Source organism: Lactococcus sp. EKM203L (assembly GCF_011800585.1).
Lineage (GTDB): Bacteria > Bacillota > Bacilli > Lactobacillales > Streptococcaceae > Lactococcus > Lactococcus lactis.
Genome location: NZ_JAALEQ010000003.1, coordinates 472,721 through 487,028 on the forward strand (window position 1 = coordinate 472,721; position 14,308 = coordinate 487,028).

General features: G+C 29.7%; 16 protein-coding genes. 4 read left to right on the forward strand and 12 right to left on the reverse strand.

Annotated elements, in window-relative coordinates:
• Positions 1–21: 21 nt before the first annotated feature.
• Genes HFD15_RS08080 through HFD15_RS08090 form a run of 3 tightly spaced genes read left to right on the forward strand, consistent with a single transcriptional unit; the run spans position 22 to position 1,974 of the window.
• Entirely contained in the window at positions 22–390 is a 369-nt protein-coding gene (locus tag HFD15_RS08080; RefSeq protein ID WP_012897112.1) for a GntR family transcriptional regulator, read from the forward strand.
• Positions 387–1,244, forward strand: coding sequence for an ATP-binding cassette domain-containing protein (locus tag HFD15_RS08085; RefSeq protein ID WP_015426008.1), 858 nt, complete (start codon positions 387–389; stop codon positions 1,242–1,244). The genes HFD15_RS08080 and HFD15_RS08085 overlap by 4 nt, the downstream gene beginning before the upstream one ends.
• A gap of 1 nt (position 1,245) precedes the next feature.
• The gene (locus tag HFD15_RS08090; protein ID WP_015426007.1) at positions 1,246–1,974 is read left to right on the forward strand and encodes a hypothetical protein; all 729 of its coding nucleotides are present in this window, start codon (positions 1,246–1,248) and stop codon (positions 1,972–1,974) included.
• A gap of 111 nt (positions 1,975–2,085) precedes the next feature.
• On the opposite strand, the gene HFD15_RS08095 is transcribed toward HFD15_RS08090, so the two are convergent.
• From HFD15_RS08095 to wecB, 8 genes are all read right to left on the reverse strand, one after another.
• Positions 2,086–2,562: a hypothetical protein gene (locus HFD15_RS08095; RefSeq protein ID WP_015426006.1), complete on the reverse strand. Its 477-nt coding sequence runs from the start codon at positions 2,560–2,562 to the stop codon at positions 2,086–2,088.
• A gap of 18 nt (positions 2,563–2,580) precedes the next feature.
• Positions 2,581–3,366, reverse strand: coding sequence for a hypothetical protein (locus tag HFD15_RS08100; protein ID WP_012897108.1), 786 nt, complete (start codon positions 3,364–3,366; stop codon positions 2,581–2,583).
• Between the two features lie 751 nt (positions 3,367–4,117).
• The gene (locus HFD15_RS08105) at positions 4,118–4,285 is read right to left on the reverse strand and encodes a hypothetical protein (protein ID WP_012897107.1); all 168 of its coding nucleotides are present in this window, start codon (positions 4,283–4,285) and stop codon (positions 4,118–4,120) included.
• Between the two features lie 29 nt (positions 4,286–4,314).
• Complete coding sequence (locus HFD15_RS08110) at positions 4,315–4,557, reverse strand: hypothetical protein (RefSeq protein ID WP_012897106.1); 243 nt, start codon at positions 4,555–4,557, stop codon at positions 4,315–4,317.
• Between the two features lie 312 nt (positions 4,558–4,869).
• Complete coding sequence (locus HFD15_RS08115) at positions 4,870–5,985, reverse strand: glycosyl hydrolase family 8 (protein ID WP_012897105.1); 1,116 nt, start codon at positions 5,983–5,985, stop codon at positions 4,870–4,872.
• 11 nt (positions 5,986–5,996) lie between these two features.
• Positions 5,997–7,313 (reverse strand): glycosyltransferase family 2 protein, encoded by a 1,317-nt coding sequence (locus HFD15_RS08120; RefSeq protein ID WP_015426003.1) that lies wholly within the window; start codon positions 7,311–7,313, stop codon positions 5,997–5,999.
• Between the two features lie 145 nt (positions 7,314–7,458).
• Entirely contained in the window at positions 7,459–8,304 is an 846-nt protein-coding gene (locus tag HFD15_RS08125; protein WP_012897103.1) for a hypothetical protein, read from the reverse strand.
• A gap of 19 nt (positions 8,305–8,323) precedes the next feature.
• The gene (gene wecB / locus HFD15_RS08130) at positions 8,324–9,436 is read right to left on the reverse strand and encodes a non-hydrolyzing UDP-N-acetylglucosamine 2-epimerase (protein WP_012897102.1); all 1,113 of its coding nucleotides are present in this window, start codon (positions 9,434–9,436) and stop codon (positions 8,324–8,326) included.
• A gap of 491 nt (positions 9,437–9,927) precedes the next feature.
• Here wecB and HFD15_RS08135 point away from each other — a divergent pair, with 491 nt between their 5' ends.
• Positions 9,928–10,281, forward strand: a complete 354-nt coding sequence (locus tag HFD15_RS08135; protein WP_015426002.1) for a helix-turn-helix transcriptional regulator — start codon at positions 9,928–9,930, stop codon at positions 10,279–10,281.
• 555 nt (positions 10,282–10,836) lie between these two features.
• Here HFD15_RS08135 and HFD15_RS08140 read toward each other — a convergent pair.
• From HFD15_RS08140 to HFD15_RS08155, 4 genes are all read right to left on the reverse strand, one after another.
• Positions 10,837–11,235: an XRE family transcriptional regulator gene (locus tag HFD15_RS08140; RefSeq protein WP_225513617.1), complete on the reverse strand. Its 399-nt coding sequence runs from the start codon at positions 11,233–11,235 to the stop codon at positions 10,837–10,839.
• 479 nt (positions 11,236–11,714) lie between these two features.
• Positions 11,715–12,653 (reverse strand): N(5)-(carboxyethyl)ornithine synthase, encoded by a 939-nt coding sequence (locus HFD15_RS08145; protein WP_015426000.1) that lies wholly within the window; start codon positions 12,651–12,653, stop codon positions 11,715–11,717.
• 38 nt (positions 12,654–12,691) lie between these two features.
• Positions 12,692–13,642, reverse strand: coding sequence for a CorA family divalent cation transporter (locus tag HFD15_RS08150; protein ID WP_029344972.1), 951 nt, complete (start codon positions 13,640–13,642; stop codon positions 12,692–12,694).
• Between the two features lie 124 nt (positions 13,643–13,766).
• Positions 13,767–14,303 (reverse strand): Asp23/Gls24 family envelope stress response protein, encoded by a 537-nt coding sequence (locus HFD15_RS08155; protein WP_223848645.1) that lies wholly within the window; start codon positions 14,301–14,303, stop codon positions 13,767–13,769.
• Positions 14,304–14,308: the final 5 nt, after the last annotated feature.

Genomic DNA, 14,308 nt, shown 5'->3' on the forward strand with positions numbered 1-14,308 from the left:
CCAATTAACGAAAGGAGACATATGAAATTTAATTTTGATAGTGATATTGCTTTGTATCAACAAGTAGCTGAAGAAATTTCTGAAGGCATATTTAATGGTTCCTACGCAGAAGGAACTCAAATTCCTTCTACTACTGAAATTTCAAAGAATTACAAAATCAATCCCGCAACGATATTAAAAGGCATGAATCAATTAGTAGAAGAAAAACTAATCGAAAAGAAAAGAGGATTAGGAATGTTTGTTACAATTGGCGCACAACAAAAAGTTTTAAATCAAAGAAAAGATAATTTTATAAATAAAGAACTACTTAAAGTCCTTGATGAAGCAAAAAAATTAAATATTAGTCAAGAACAACTAATAGAATTAGTAGAAAGAGGGTATGAAAAATGAGTTTAATTATTGAAAATCTTTATAAGACATATGGTAAAAAAAATGTCTTAAATAATATTTCTGTTAATTTTCAAGCAGAAAAAATTTATGGACTTTTGGGAAATAATGGTGCGGGTAAAAGTACCTTATTGAATATTATTAATAATAGAATTTTTGATACCAAAGGTAAAATAACTCTTGATGGTCGACTTGTTACTGAAAATGAAAAATCATTAAATAATATCCATCTAATGAGCGAGGATGACCTTTACCCATCAAAACTAAAAATAAAATCTTTATTTCATTTAATGGAGGGTTTTTATGGTAATTTTGATTGGAGACTCGCTAATGAAATGTTATCAGAGTTTGAGTTGGAACCTACTAAAAGAATGAATAAGCTCTCAACAGGTTATAGAAGCATAGCTAAACTCATCATTGCATTATGTGTGCCCTGTGAGTATATTTTCCTAGACGAGCCAGTTCTTGGTCTAGATGCTAATCATCGTGAATTGTTTTATAACTATTTAATAGAAACATACCAAGAAAATCCACGAACCTTTGTTATTTCAACACACTTAATTGAAGAAATATCAAATCTACTTGAGAAAGTAATCATTTTAGATAAAGGCAAAATTATCAAAGACGATAGTGTCGAAAATATATTAGAAAACACCCATATAGTCACGGGATCTATTGAAGAGGTGGAAACTTTCACAAAGCAACTACAAATCTTAGAAAAAACAACTCTGGGAGGTTCTCTTACCGCTTATGTCAAAGGAGAGTTACCTCAGAAAAAAATGGGTAACATAAAAATAGAATCTATGAGTTTACAAGATTACTTTATGAAAATTGCAAGTAAAAAGAAAGGAAATTAATATGAAATTTCAAGTAGCAACTCGATATATACTCATTCACCAATTAATCTCTTTAGGTATTTTCTTTATCTGGTGGATTTTATTTGGAATCCTCTTTCCAGTTTTTGGACTATACTTTTCTGGAAGTAGCGATCCAGTTTCATCTGATGTGCTCATACCGATAGTATTTTTCTCAATTATTATTTCTTTCCTAAGTATGAATTCAGATTTCAAATTTTTTATTCAATGTGGTCTTAAACGTTTTTCCATTTTTATGGTTAATTTATCTGTGATAGCTATTTCTTCACTTATGAGTTCTATCATTGCACTATTACTATCAAAAATCTCAGTCGATAAATTTAATCTAACAATTTTCTTAATCTCTAAAGATGCCTACCATTCAGATAACTTTTTACTCTCTCTTCTCTTGGTATTCATTCTACTATTTTTCTTTTCCTCATTAGGATTAGTACTAGGAACTTTTAATGATATTTTTTCTGGATTTAAAAAAATTATTATTTTACTTTTGGTAATGAGTATTCCTATAGTACTTTCAATTCTTATACAACTTGGAAATTCAGCAATGAAAAATAAGTGGTTCAACTTTCTAAAATCAATCATTGGTTACTCAAGGGAAAAAGGATTCTCTCCCCTTCCATTTATTACTACACTATTTATTGGTTCCATTGTTTTACTATTCCTATTCTACTTCATGAACCGTTCTCATGAAGTTTGGCGTAAAGGCGTATAATCGATCAATTAAAATACACAAGAAAACTACTAAACTAATCCTGTTTAGTAGTTTTTTTGATTTCATTTCAGAAAATATTGTGCCATCTCTTACTCATAAGAGAATATATTTTTATGACTTATTATCTGATTTATCTCTCAATTGAAATAAAGCATAATACAATAGACTAAACAAGAAAATAAGTCCAAGTATGGAAGTCATAACATATCCCGAGCCATAAAAAGCCCAAAATCTTGAAAGCCCCCCATAAGCACTATTAATCTCAAAAGGCTTCACAAAAATAAATGATAAGGGTATTCTTATGATAAATACACTAATATAAAGAGTTAAACTAGCAAAAGCAAAGTACTTCCCAAAGTAGTGATTCTTTAAAGTATAAAATACAGACAAAGAAATCATCAATATTAAAACAATGGTATCATAAGGAATCTGATTTATCAAAAGATAAAAGAAATCTTCTCTACTTTTACTAATGTAAAAAACCGTATCCAGTTTCTCTTGGTTTACTGTAGAAGGCAAAAACATAGTTCCAATCCAAATAAAGAATAAAACTAGTAGATACCACTTTTTTATTAATTTAGTTTTCATGAAACTTCTCCTCTTAGTCTAATAAGCTCGGTTAGTTGTTTGAAATTTCCATGTATCATTTCCACGTTTCAAAGTAGCATAATAAGTTGCTCCAACAAGAGCCCCAGAAGCAGGAACTTTTACTGGTTTATAGTTACGTGTAATTGTCCACGAAGAACTAATCCCCATATTTTTATCATTTACCTGTTGGGAATAGCCTGAAGTTCCTTTGATTTGACCGGAGGTAGATGTAGTGACTGAAGAGGCAGAGACATAAACTTTATCTACAGCAGTACCATAACCTCCAGACACAGTTGTAAGTCCCGCGTATCCGTTAGATATCGTCCATGAAATATTTAGCCTGAAGGAAATTGAATATGTTTTATCTGAAACATTTTGGTTTTGAGAATTAGCAAAAACTTTTGTCCCAAAAATATTTTGCCAAGCAATACTGCCAAAATTTACTCCCAAGTCGTTGTTTTCATTAACCACTTCAGCTTGACTTAAATCAGTAGTAATTGTTGTAGTACCTTTGGTTGTAGTTCCATCATTTGAAACTATTTGACTATCTACTGTGATTGGTGTTGTAAAATTTGTTCCAGTTGTTAAATTTTGTAAATCAATTGCACTGTCTACTTGATATTTTACTTGTTTATCGTCATCTGTAATGACCTTCTCTGCACTCTTCGGAGCACTTAGTTTAACTTCACCATTTGGTAAAACCTTAATTTTCGGTGAAGTCACATCATCAGCTTTAGCAGTGATTCCTACAAATGTTAATACTGAAAGTGATAATATGGCAATACCCAATTTTTTCTTACGCATAACACTTCTCCTTTTTAAATAAAGTAATGAACAACATCTAAATACATATTTTGCAACGATTATACAAATAATTGAAGCTATCATTCATGGCAATCTCATGATTATGAAAAATACTTACCGATTTTATTATTTCTATAACTTAATCATAACATAAAATGTCTTATACGTATAGAAAATTTGGAAAAATTAGAATATAATAAACATACAGAACATTCAATCTCGCTACTTTAAATTCTCAACCAGCTTGCAAGTATTTAAGAAAATGCTATATACGATAATCTGCTTATCTAATAAGCTTCTTCTTTTTTCTCATCCTAAGTAAAACCATCCCATTATTCTCAAAATACATCAAAACATCTAATGTCTTGAAAATAATAGGCCACTTATAATTAAATAGTAATCCTTTATTCTATAATATTTTACACACATCTTATTGTTGGTTAGTTTTCTGGTTAATTTTTGACATTGTAATCTTCAAAATCCCTTATAAAAAGGATTGCTAGTCTTTTTGTCAGTTTTTTGATAGAATGGCGTAAAAAATCTTATGGTGAAGGTCTATTAGCTTCAATACGCTCTTTTTCGCTGTTTTTATCCCACCTTCTATTTCACATAAAGGTCAGTAAATATCCATTAAATAATTATTTTGAGTTAGTTTTTTTGTTGACTTTCCATTCTAATAGCTCATTTTGCGTCTAATTATTTGGCATTATTACAATAAAAAAGAGCTTGATAAAATCAAACTCTATATTAGTTAGTGCTGTTCTTTTTTTACAGTTTGTTTTTTTAGTCGCTTATATTCTTTTTCGACATCAACTTTAATTTTACTTTGTTCTTGTTTAAAACTACTTTGTAATTGTTCAATTTCTTTATAGAAATTATCATTACTTGCTGGAACTGGGGCTGGTGTAATTACACTCATATTAACTCCTTCACTATTAAATATGTTCTCTATTTTTCATACTCTAAAAACTCTCCCACTTGACCATGTTGTATATTCATATTACTAACTTCCAATTGAAGTTTATAATATTTCTTTACATCATTATTTTGGAGTCCATTTTTTTGAGAATTATATAACTTTAAAAGATCGTCAGAATCTTTTACTATATATTTAGGAACTGAGGAGTAATTTCTCATTCCTTCCAAAGCCTGAATTGATACTGTAATACTATCATTTAAAAACTTCTCCATCGCTTTAATATTATATTTATAGAAAAGCCAACTAATACAATAAGTTAGGGACCAGAGGAATTAATAAATACAACTTCTTAAGTAACAAATAGTTCTCTTTCTACACTAAAATCAATCTTTTATCAGATAACTAATAGCATCCTTATTCTGTTTTTTTTAATCTTTTCTTCACAATCATTCGAAAACAACCACATCTTTGGTACGGTGCTAGTCTTTGAAATGCTTGTTTTGTTTTGTCTAGTCTAGTTATCTTTTTTCTTTGTTTTTAATAAATTTGAAAAACAAAGGAACTTTACAAGAGGAGCTTCATTTTTAACTGAACAGTACCAAAACCAATAAAGTATCGTCGTAGTAATTATGATTTAAACTGCCATAATCCAAAACAAATGATTGTTCACGATGAAGTGTTTGCCATCTTTGGCTAATTGAAGAAGCATAAAATATTGGAGCTGAAATACTAGTTGATTGAAATTTATTGAGTGGTTTACCAGACATAGTATAACCACCACTTATTTTTTGAAGAGAACTAAAAAATTTCATCATTTCTGTCAATACTTGTTTTTCTTTACTACTTTTATTTTTGTTAATTGCTAAATTATATGGGACTCGAAATGCATTGTAGTAATAATCGTCATCATGTTTATTTAATTTTAGGTTTTTATCCTGAGATAAAGAATGTACTTTATTTCCGTTCGTCACTTGGATAAAGTCTGGAACTAAACCAACTTTGCTTTTATGACTAGCTTGATAAAGGCTATCAAGCATTTTAGTTTTAATTAGCCTCCATTGTGAATTATTTGAAAACTTATAAAATTTATCAAAAAAGGAGGGTAAAACATCAGAGGTTCTCATCAAATTTTGATACTTTGATGAAGCATTTGCCCAATTACCCACTGTCAAAATATTGTTATTGTGATTAACATTATATGTTAAAATATCATTCAAAATTTGTTTTGCAGTAGTTTTATAAAGAGGTTTATGCTGTGACCATTTTTCAGAGGCTAAAATTAATGCATAAGCAATATATAAATCACCATCGGTGGCATTATTATTTAAATCAGTTTGTTTTTGTGTCTTGCTTCCATTAATATAACGCCAAGACATAAGACTTGTTCCCTTTATTCGATGATGAGTGTAGTAAGTAAAAAAATCATGAAATTGACTTTCTGAAGCCTTATCTTGATTATTCAATACAGAAATTAACATGCCATATCCCTGAGCTTCAGACAAAGCAATGCGATTTTTACTATTAGCTGAAGTATTGACATAACTTCCTTGAGAAGTTTTAACAATATACTTATATTGCCATTGATTATAAATTTGTTGTTTATTGTGTTGTGAGCTTTCTTCTTTTATATACATCACAGAAAAAATAAAAAGTAATATAACAATAAAAAACCAAACAAACGATAAAATTCTTTTAGACATCTATACTTCCTTTAATCACCAAATCTTTTTGTTTTGTACCATTTTGTACCATCTCTATGTAAAATATGGTCCAAAAGCACAGACACCACAGATACAACAGAAACAACAATAAATAGTTGAGCATATGTTACATATGATATCAGTGCAACTGATAGATTCTTTACCGTTAGTTGTCCAAATTGGCTCGCGAGCGCTATATTGATTTGCAATAGATAAATACCAACCATCAAAAACCAATTTATCATCAATAAATTCGCAAGTTCAATGTTATTACTACCAATTGTAAATAAAATATGGGTACTTGGATTAAACATACTGATTCCCCAAGTCACTATGTTAGCCACAAAAATAATATCAGAAATGACGATTGCAGCATTAAACCAAAAAAATGTACTAATATAATAGAATACTTCCCACTTTATTCGCCAAACGCTCCTATCAAATAAATGTTTGAAATTATCCAAGATCACCTGATAATTCCCCTTTGCCCAACGTTTGCGTTGGTGGTAATAAGCTGACACTGTCTCCGGTTCTTGTTGGAAAGCTTCTGAATTGTGTGCCAAAGCAATTAGCTTCCCACTTTGCATTATTTTGAACGAGATGGCTGTATCCTCAGTCAATGCTCCATTATCCCAACCACCAATATGTTTAACAAAATCAGTTTTGATGATAAAATTTGTACCAGGGATTCGACCAATTTTGAATAGGTGCCATAAACCTACATGATGAATTCTTTGTGTATTAACAATTTCCAAGTTAATACACCTTGTTAAAAAATTCTGTTTATAATTTCTGGTCTTATTTCTACCAAAAACGGCCCCATACTTCTCAGGATTTTCCAAAGCTTTCTCTACTAAAAAGTGAAGTGCATTTTTTTCAGGCATTGCATCGGCATCATACACACAAATCCACTCACCTGTGGCAATACTTAGAGCATCATTCAGTACACCTGCCTTACCACCCGTTCCGGTTCTTTGAATAACTTGAGCACTAATATGTTTATACTTTTCTAATGACACAACACTTATTATTTGATTATATGTGTCATCTTGACAATTATCCGCATATAACAGTAATTCTAACTGTGTCTTAGGATAATTTAAATTCATTATGGATTCAATAGTTTGAGCAATCACAACCTCTTCGTTGTGAGCAGGGACCACGATAGTAATTTTAGGATAAGTTGCTAATCTAAAGACTTTTTGACGTTCTTTCTTAATAGTGGTTAACCAAAAATGGGTTGCGCTAAATAGGATCATCAGTCCCAAACCAGTAGCTATCCAAATGGATATAATTGCTAATATCATAATTGTTTGGATAAAATTCATTCATTCGCCCTCCACTTTAAAAGTGTCAATCACTTTGTAATAAATTATCCATAAGCAAACGAAGAGGATAACGAAACTTGTAAAAAATATGCCTGTCACTAACCATGAAATCAGTACGAAATTGCTTTCTGTCATTTTTTAATCCTTATAATAAGTATTCATCAATTAAATCCGTTTCTAGATTTCTATAAAGCTTTTTCAATACATCATCAAAATTTAAAGGGTGCTGTTGATCTAGCTTTATACTCGCAAATTGATAACGTAGTTCATGTTTTTTTCCGTTAAGCATAAAATATATGTCATTAAGTTGTTTGCGAGTCTCAACATTTAATGCATTAACCTCGTCTTCTTCCATTCTTAGACTCACAATAATAAATTCATTATTATCAAAAGTAAAAATACGCTCACTAGGAAGACGTTTATCTTTTAGTAACACCGAGATATCTGAAAGAACTTTAAACAGTTGATTTTGATCTGCATACTCTCGTTGTTCATAGTATGGAAGTGAGATTAAGGTTAACACCACAAGTTGCTCACTATCAGAAAATTGTGTGACAATTTTGTCATAATATTTTCTAAGTGATACTTGGGTAGGTGTTTTAGTAATCAAATTTTTCTTTTCCATTTTACGCATAATCAATTTTCGATTGTTAATCAATGTACTACGACTCAAAATTCGTATACGAATTAATGAGCTCATAGTAGCGAAAAAAGGAAATATAACAAGTAATAAAGTTTTGACTATACCGTTGACTTGCGAACCAATATTCAAAACAAATGCAATACCAATAAATGTAACAATCGTTACTAACCACACTAAAATAATACGATCAATAAAAAAACCAGTTATAATACTAATCAAAATTATAACTGTTATTGGAATCATTAGATATTTATCTAGAAAACCAACAAGAGTTGTTATTGCTAAAATAAAAACAATAAACAAAAGAATTGTAACTTCTAATGTCAATGATCTAATTTTATGTTTCATTTATAAATTACCTACTAAACTATTGGAAGTGATGATAAATAATATCTAAAATCCGTTCAGACGCTCTACCATCACCATAAGGATTTTTAGCACTTGCCATCCCTTGATAAATATTTTCATCATCGAGTAATAAACGCATGTTTTCTTCAACAATGTCAGACTGAGTACCAATTAATTTCAGAGTACCAGCCGCTACACCTTCTGGTCGTTCTGTATTTTCTCGTAAAACTAAAACCGGCCTCCCTAGAGACGGTGCTTCTTCTTGCACACCACCAGAGTCTGTCATAATGAAAAAACTACGAGCTGCAATATTTTGAAAATCAACCGTATTTAGCGGTGGTAGTAAATGCACTCTATCAATATCATCAAAGTATTGATGGGCAACCTCTTGTACCTTTGGACTCAGATGGACTGGGAAAATAACTTCAACATCACTATACTGATTAACTACATTTTTGACTGCACTAAAAACTGAATCCATACCACTTTCTTGGTTTTCTCGTCGATGCATTGTTAGCATAATAATGCGATGTCCTTCAGTTACCTTATCTAGTACACTGTGATTATATTCTTTATGAACGGTGTACTTTAGAGCATCGATTGAAGTATTACCAGTTACAAAAATGTTATTTCTATTATGATGTTCTAAAATCAAATTCTCTTGGCTTTGAATAGTTGGTGCAAAATACAAATCCGCGAGCGTATCAGTTAATCTTCGATTCATTTCCTCTGGAAAAGGTGAGTATTTATTCCAAGTTCGTAATCCTGCTTCAACATGACCAATAATAATTTTATGATAAAATGCACTAACACTTGCAGCGAAAGTTGTCGCTGTATCACCATGAACCAAAACAATGTCTGGTTTATCCTTTTCAAAAATTTTTCCTAATGATTTAATAACATCAATTGTTATGCTTGATAAGGTTTGTTCCTTCTTCATCAAATGTAAATCATAATCAGGGACAATTTTGAAATCACTAAGAGCTTGATCCAACATCTCTCTATGCTGTCCGGTCACAACAATAATTTCTTGAAAATGATTGTTATTTTCCATCGCCTTAATAATTGGGGCCATTTTAATTGCTTCTGGTCTAGTTCCAAAAATAAGCATTACTTTAATTTTCTTCTTCATAATATCCTCTTTGTATTATGTAAGTCTAAATAAATTTAAAACTTTTTAATTGGTTTTTATACATGTTTGAAAATGATCACTATTGATAAAGTCGCTCTTAGAAAGTACTCATTAAAAAATTCAATATTCATTTGATCTTTCGGATTTACCACTTGATTCAACTAAATCATTTAGAAGATGGTAAAAAATTAATCATTCATAAATATAATTGTCTTTTTTCAGAAAAACTTTAATTTTTCTGAAAAACCAAAGCAAAAATTGCTTAATCTAAAACCATTTTGGTGCTTTTTTTTAGTTTTCAATACTATCCTAATTATATAAAACTAAACCTATTAATGCAAATTACAATATTGGTTCCAAAATTTAAACCATAAGAAACTTTACATATCAAAAAAATATAATTTTAATCAATTAGCATAGATTTTCAAGCTATTATTTACGAAAAATTAAAGTTTTCCTGAAAGAAATGAATAAAAAGAGAGATTATATTCATGAATGATTTATTTTATCGTAGGCTAAAGGACTTGATTGAAAAAAGTGGTAAATCTGCAAATCAAATAGAGAGAGAATTGGGATACCCAAGAAATTCGTTGAGTAATTATAAGTTGGGAGGAGAGCCCTCTGGAATAAGGTTAATTGTATTATCAGAATACTTCAATGTATCTCCAAAATATCTGATAGGTTTAATTGATGATCCTGCCAATAGTTCCACAATGATTTTAAGTAATGAGCACAATGATAGCCCTCCAATTAATATTTTTAAGAGTCTAACTCATAAGGAGAAAAAAGAAATGTGCTTAATCTGTCAAAAATGGCTTTTTTTTGAATATCAGGTAGATTTATAACATAAATAAATTTCATATTATGCTATAAATGGTGCTGAACCGTTTTATGCAAAACTAAATATAAAATCATCAAAAAATGCTTTTAGTTATGGTACGAATACTGTAAACCTACAAGATAATTTTTATTTAGGATATGAAGTATTTTATGGAATAAAATATAAAATTATATCTCCACAAATTACAGTACAACAGGACTAAATCGATCGGTTAAAATATATAAGAAAACTACTAAACTAGTCTTGTTTAGTAGTTTTCTTATTTTTCTTATTTTTTTGATTTCATTTCAGAAAAAAGCGTGCACTTTTTTAATCTTAAGAGAATATATTTTTATGACTTATTATCTGATTTATATCTCAATTGAAATATAGCATAATACAATAGACTAAATAAGAAAATAAGTCCAAGTATGGAAGTCATAACATATCCCGAACCATAAAAAGCCCAAAATCTTGAAAGCCCCCCATAAGTACTATTAATCTCAAAAGGTTTCACAAAAATAAATGATAAGAGTATTCTTATGATAAATTTATAATAAACAAAATGTTATTACCTGATTTAAGGATAATTAATTGGAACTGGCACATTTAGTAATACTAAGATTATCATAACTATCGGAATTATAAATAGAATGAGAAATATTATTCTACCAATAGGATGTTTAGGATTTATATAGACCCCACCCATACGAGGTCTTGTCAATTTTGAAGAACCTTTAAATATAAAAATAGACATTTTATAGGCAAAAAATAGTAGTACGATAATTAACGATAAAACTATTATATTAAAAACCTTTGTTACCATTGGATTAGGTTTTTTTCCAAATAACGTATGAATTGAAAATACACAAATAAGTAGTAGCAAAAATAAATATATTCCAACATGTACTCGTTCATATGTCAAAAAGTTTTTTGGGAACTTTTTGTTTTGAACAATGTTTTTAGTGAGCTTTTTCATATATACTCCAACTAAGTAAAATTCAAACTTCATAGACAATTGTGAAATAATTATCAATCTATTTTTATAATATACCTATATTTATAAAAAATCAAAAATTTTATTAGTCAAATATACTTTACACCAAAAATATTTATCTATAATTTTTAGCGTATAAGACACATTAAAACTATGAGAAATTTACTAAATAAAAAATCACTAGTTATTATTACCAGTAATTTTTTATTTAATAAATTTTTTATATACACTTTTTCTTTACTTGGTTAGTTTTTTGGTTAGTTTTATTTTATCAAACTTCAAAATCACTTATTTTAAGCATTCCAAGCATTTTCTTACTTTAATACCACAATAAAAAGCAATAAATTTATAACGCCATCTAATATACAATTATTTAGGTAAAGAACTATCTTTATATTTTGTGGCTTTCTACACTTGGTATGATAGTATATAATTTAAAAAATCAAAATATAAAATATCATTTATTTAAGAGGTAAAACCTTTTCAATAAAAAGGGAACAATCCTTATGAAAAATATTCTCACTCAAATTCTTACTTAATTCTTGACTCACATTTCGATAGATGAGTGATGGAGTATTTTGAACAACATAATAGTATTTTCCATCATTTTCGTAGATAGGGGCATCTATACTAGTAAAATGAGTTCCTTCAATAGTATTTCCAGCATCAGCTGCTACATCAATTATTAATGCCCCTTTTTTCAATGATTTTTGTTCTGAAAAGCTTAAAATTGGATCATCATCTTTCCCAATTTCAATTCCATTAATAATGATGTCGTACTTTGTATAATTTTCTTTGAAAATTGACATTGTTTTTCGATAATACATTCGGATGTTTGAGGAATATTTTGAGATACTACTAAAGGCACCTTGCGCAACATTTCCAGAACCTAAAATAGCTATTTTTGTCTCTTCAGTTGGAATAAATCCATATTGCAACAAAGCGTCTATAACCCCTGCATAGCCTGCGTAAAAACTATTTTTATATAATAGTCCCTTTGGAATACCTGATTCAAATATCTCATTTTCATAATAAATGCAAGGCGAGTTACTATCTAAATCTACAACAATTAACTTTTTAGGCAGAGCTTGCTCTTTCATGAACGATTGTCCTGAACCAAAAGGATGTGTCCAGCCTATAATCATCTGTCCCTCTCTAAGATGGGAATAGTCAGTAGGCTGGATGAGTTTTAGTGAGAAGATTGCTTCTGATTCCGCAAAAACTTCAGCTCTTGATAAAATGTGACATCCTTTGTCAATGTATTCTTGATCATCAATATCAAGAAATTTTCCAAACCCCTCCTCTACCAATATTTCATTTTTAAAATCTTTAATATCTTTTGGTAGAAGTGGGACTCGTCTTTCTCCAGGGAAGTTTGCTTTTACTAGGCCAATTTTCATAGTTTTTCCTTCTTTTCTTTATAATTTTATAAATTTTTCTAAAGAGATTTTTTCTTTTTTAACCAGTACCAAACTAATAGACTGATTAGAAGTGAAATAACAATTACAAGTAACGAACCATAAGGGACACCTTGAAAAGGCAACTTGAGATTTATTCCCCAAAACCCATAAGTAATTGTTGGTATTGTTAAGACAACTGTAAGCTCAGTTAACGTTTTCATAATATTGTTCAACTGAAACGAACTATTATTATTTATAATTGCATCCAAGCTAGAAAGGTACTTATTATAAGCTCTTACCAAAGACTCTAAGGTGTCCATCCTCTCTTGAAGAAGAGTTACTTCAGTTTGCATATGAATTTCTTTAATATTTTCCATTTGTTCTCTTTTTATAAAGCTTAATATTTTTCTATCGGAATCAATAATAAAATCTAACAAGATAAGATATTTTTTCAGTCGCAAAATTTCATCAAATATTGTCCCTGAAGGTCCTATACTTTGTATTTGTGTTTCCAACAAACTAATTTCTTCTCTTTTCTCTTTAACATCTTTAATTACTTTTTGGATGCTCACATTCAAAAGCTGGATAAAATTTACCTCACTTCTTTCAACATTTTCTTCTGTATTGTTAAAAAAATCAGAAATGAAGTCTTCTTTCTCACTCGTTACAATAATGAGCTTTTCCTCTAGTTTTAAGATAACTAAAGCCTTTATTTTCCGATTCAAATCATTTTTCAAGTTTTGGTGAGGTAAAATAAAAAGTATCTTTAATTCTTCTTTACCTGTCTTTGTATCAGATATCTCGTGTATCACTTCCTCTTCTTCATACAAAAGGTTTTCTAAATCAAGCTGATACTCTTCTTTAAAAAAATCGTAGATTTTATTTTTAGGGTTAAAAAGATATACCACTGAGTGTAAAGAATTACTGTTTGAACAGTTAAGCTCCTTTAAATTACTATTTCCCCCGTCCACTTCAATATAATCTATCATGAAAGATCTCCTTAGACTTATTTGACTCGATACTTCTATCTAAATAAAAAACTGTATAATTGAACTCACTTACTAAAAAAGCCTCATAATAGAGGCTTTTATTTCTCACGATTTATCTAGAAATTTATTTAACTCTAGCTTCTTTATCTGTATTGTCTTCTACTTTGTCTTTTACTTTATCAACTTGTTCAGAGGTGAATTTTCCAGTTGTTTGAGCCGCGCTAGTCACTCGATCTTGAATACTTACATCATCTTCTTTTTGTTGCTCTTTCGTTTTAATATCTGTGACTGTTACGTTAACTTCAACAACTTCCAATTCTGTCATTGCCGCAACCTCTTTACGAATGACTTCTTTAATTTTTTCATAAATATCAGGCACATTCTTACGATATTCTGTAACTACTTTCAAGTCTACTGCAACCTGTGTTTTCCCAACTTCTACGTCAACACCTGTTGTAACATCATCAGTATTAATAAGTTTTCCTGTTAAGTTTGAGAAGAACCCACCTTCTACAGAAAGAAGTCCATCCACTGATTCTAATGCTAGTCCTACAATCTTTTGCACAACTTTATCTTCATAAGTCAAAGTCCCCTTAATTTCTGGTTGGGTTTCCTTTGTTTTAGGAGTTTCTTTTTCTGCCATTGTTCCAAATGCTTTCATGTTTT

What these genes read in the sequence shown, in the direction of transcription:
- HFD15_RS08080 (WP_012897112.1), top strand. Translation starts at nt 22, where the DNA reads ATGAAATTTAATTTTGATAGTGATATTGCTTTGTATCAACAAGTAGCT.
- HFD15_RS08085 (WP_015426008.1), top strand. Translation starts at nt 387, where the DNA reads ATGAGTTTAATTATTGAAAATCTTTATAAGACATATGGTAAAAAAAAT.
- HFD15_RS08090 (WP_015426007.1), top strand. Translation starts at nt 1,246, where the DNA reads ATGAAATTTCAAGTAGCAACTCGATATATACTCATTCACCAATTAATC.
- HFD15_RS08095 (WP_015426006.1), bottom strand. Translation starts at nt 2,562, where the DNA reads ATGAAAACTAAATTAATAAAAAAGTGGTATCTACTAGTTTTATTCTTT.
- HFD15_RS08100 (WP_012897108.1), bottom strand. Translation starts at nt 3,366, where the DNA reads ATGCGTAAGAAAAAATTGGGTATTGCCATATTATCACTTTCAGTATTA.
- HFD15_RS08105 (WP_012897107.1), bottom strand. Translation starts at nt 4,285, where the DNA reads ATGAGTGTAATTACACCAGCCCCAGTTCCAGCAAGTAATGATAATTTC.
- HFD15_RS08110 (WP_012897106.1), bottom strand. Translation starts at nt 4,557, where the DNA reads ATGGAGAAGTTTTTAAATGATAGTATTACAGTATCAATTCAGGCTTTG.
- HFD15_RS08115 (WP_012897105.1), bottom strand. Translation starts at nt 5,985, where the DNA reads ATGTCTAAAAGAATTTTATCGTTTGTTTGGTTTTTTATTGTTATATTA.
- HFD15_RS08120 (WP_015426003.1), bottom strand. Translation starts at nt 7,313, where the DNA reads ATGAATTTTATCCAAACAATTATGATATTAGCAATTATATCCATTTGG.
- HFD15_RS08125 (WP_012897103.1), bottom strand. Translation starts at nt 8,304, where the DNA reads ATGAAACATAAAATTAGATCATTGACATTAGAAGTTACAATTCTTTTG.
- wecB (WP_012897102.1), bottom strand. Translation starts at nt 9,436, where the DNA reads ATGAAGAAGAAAATTAAAGTAATGCTTATTTTTGGAACTAGACCAGAA.
- HFD15_RS08135 (WP_015426002.1), top strand. Translation starts at nt 9,928, where the DNA reads ATGAATGATTTATTTTATCGTAGGCTAAAGGACTTGATTGAAAAAAGT.
- HFD15_RS08140 (WP_225513617.1), bottom strand. Translation starts at nt 11,235, where the DNA reads ATGAAAAAGCTCACTAAAAACATTGTTCAAAACAAAAAGTTCCCAAAA.
- HFD15_RS08145 (WP_015426000.1), bottom strand. Translation starts at nt 12,653, where the DNA reads ATGAAAATTGGCCTAGTAAAAGCAAACTTCCCTGGAGAAAGACGAGTC.
- HFD15_RS08150 (WP_029344972.1), bottom strand. Translation starts at nt 13,642, where the DNA reads ATGATAGATTATATTGAAGTGGACGGGGGAAATAGTAATTTAAAGGAG.
- HFD15_RS08155 (WP_223848645.1), bottom strand. Translation starts at nt 14,303, where the DNA reads ATGAAAGCATTTGGAACAATGGCAGAAAAAGAAACTCCTAAAACAAAG.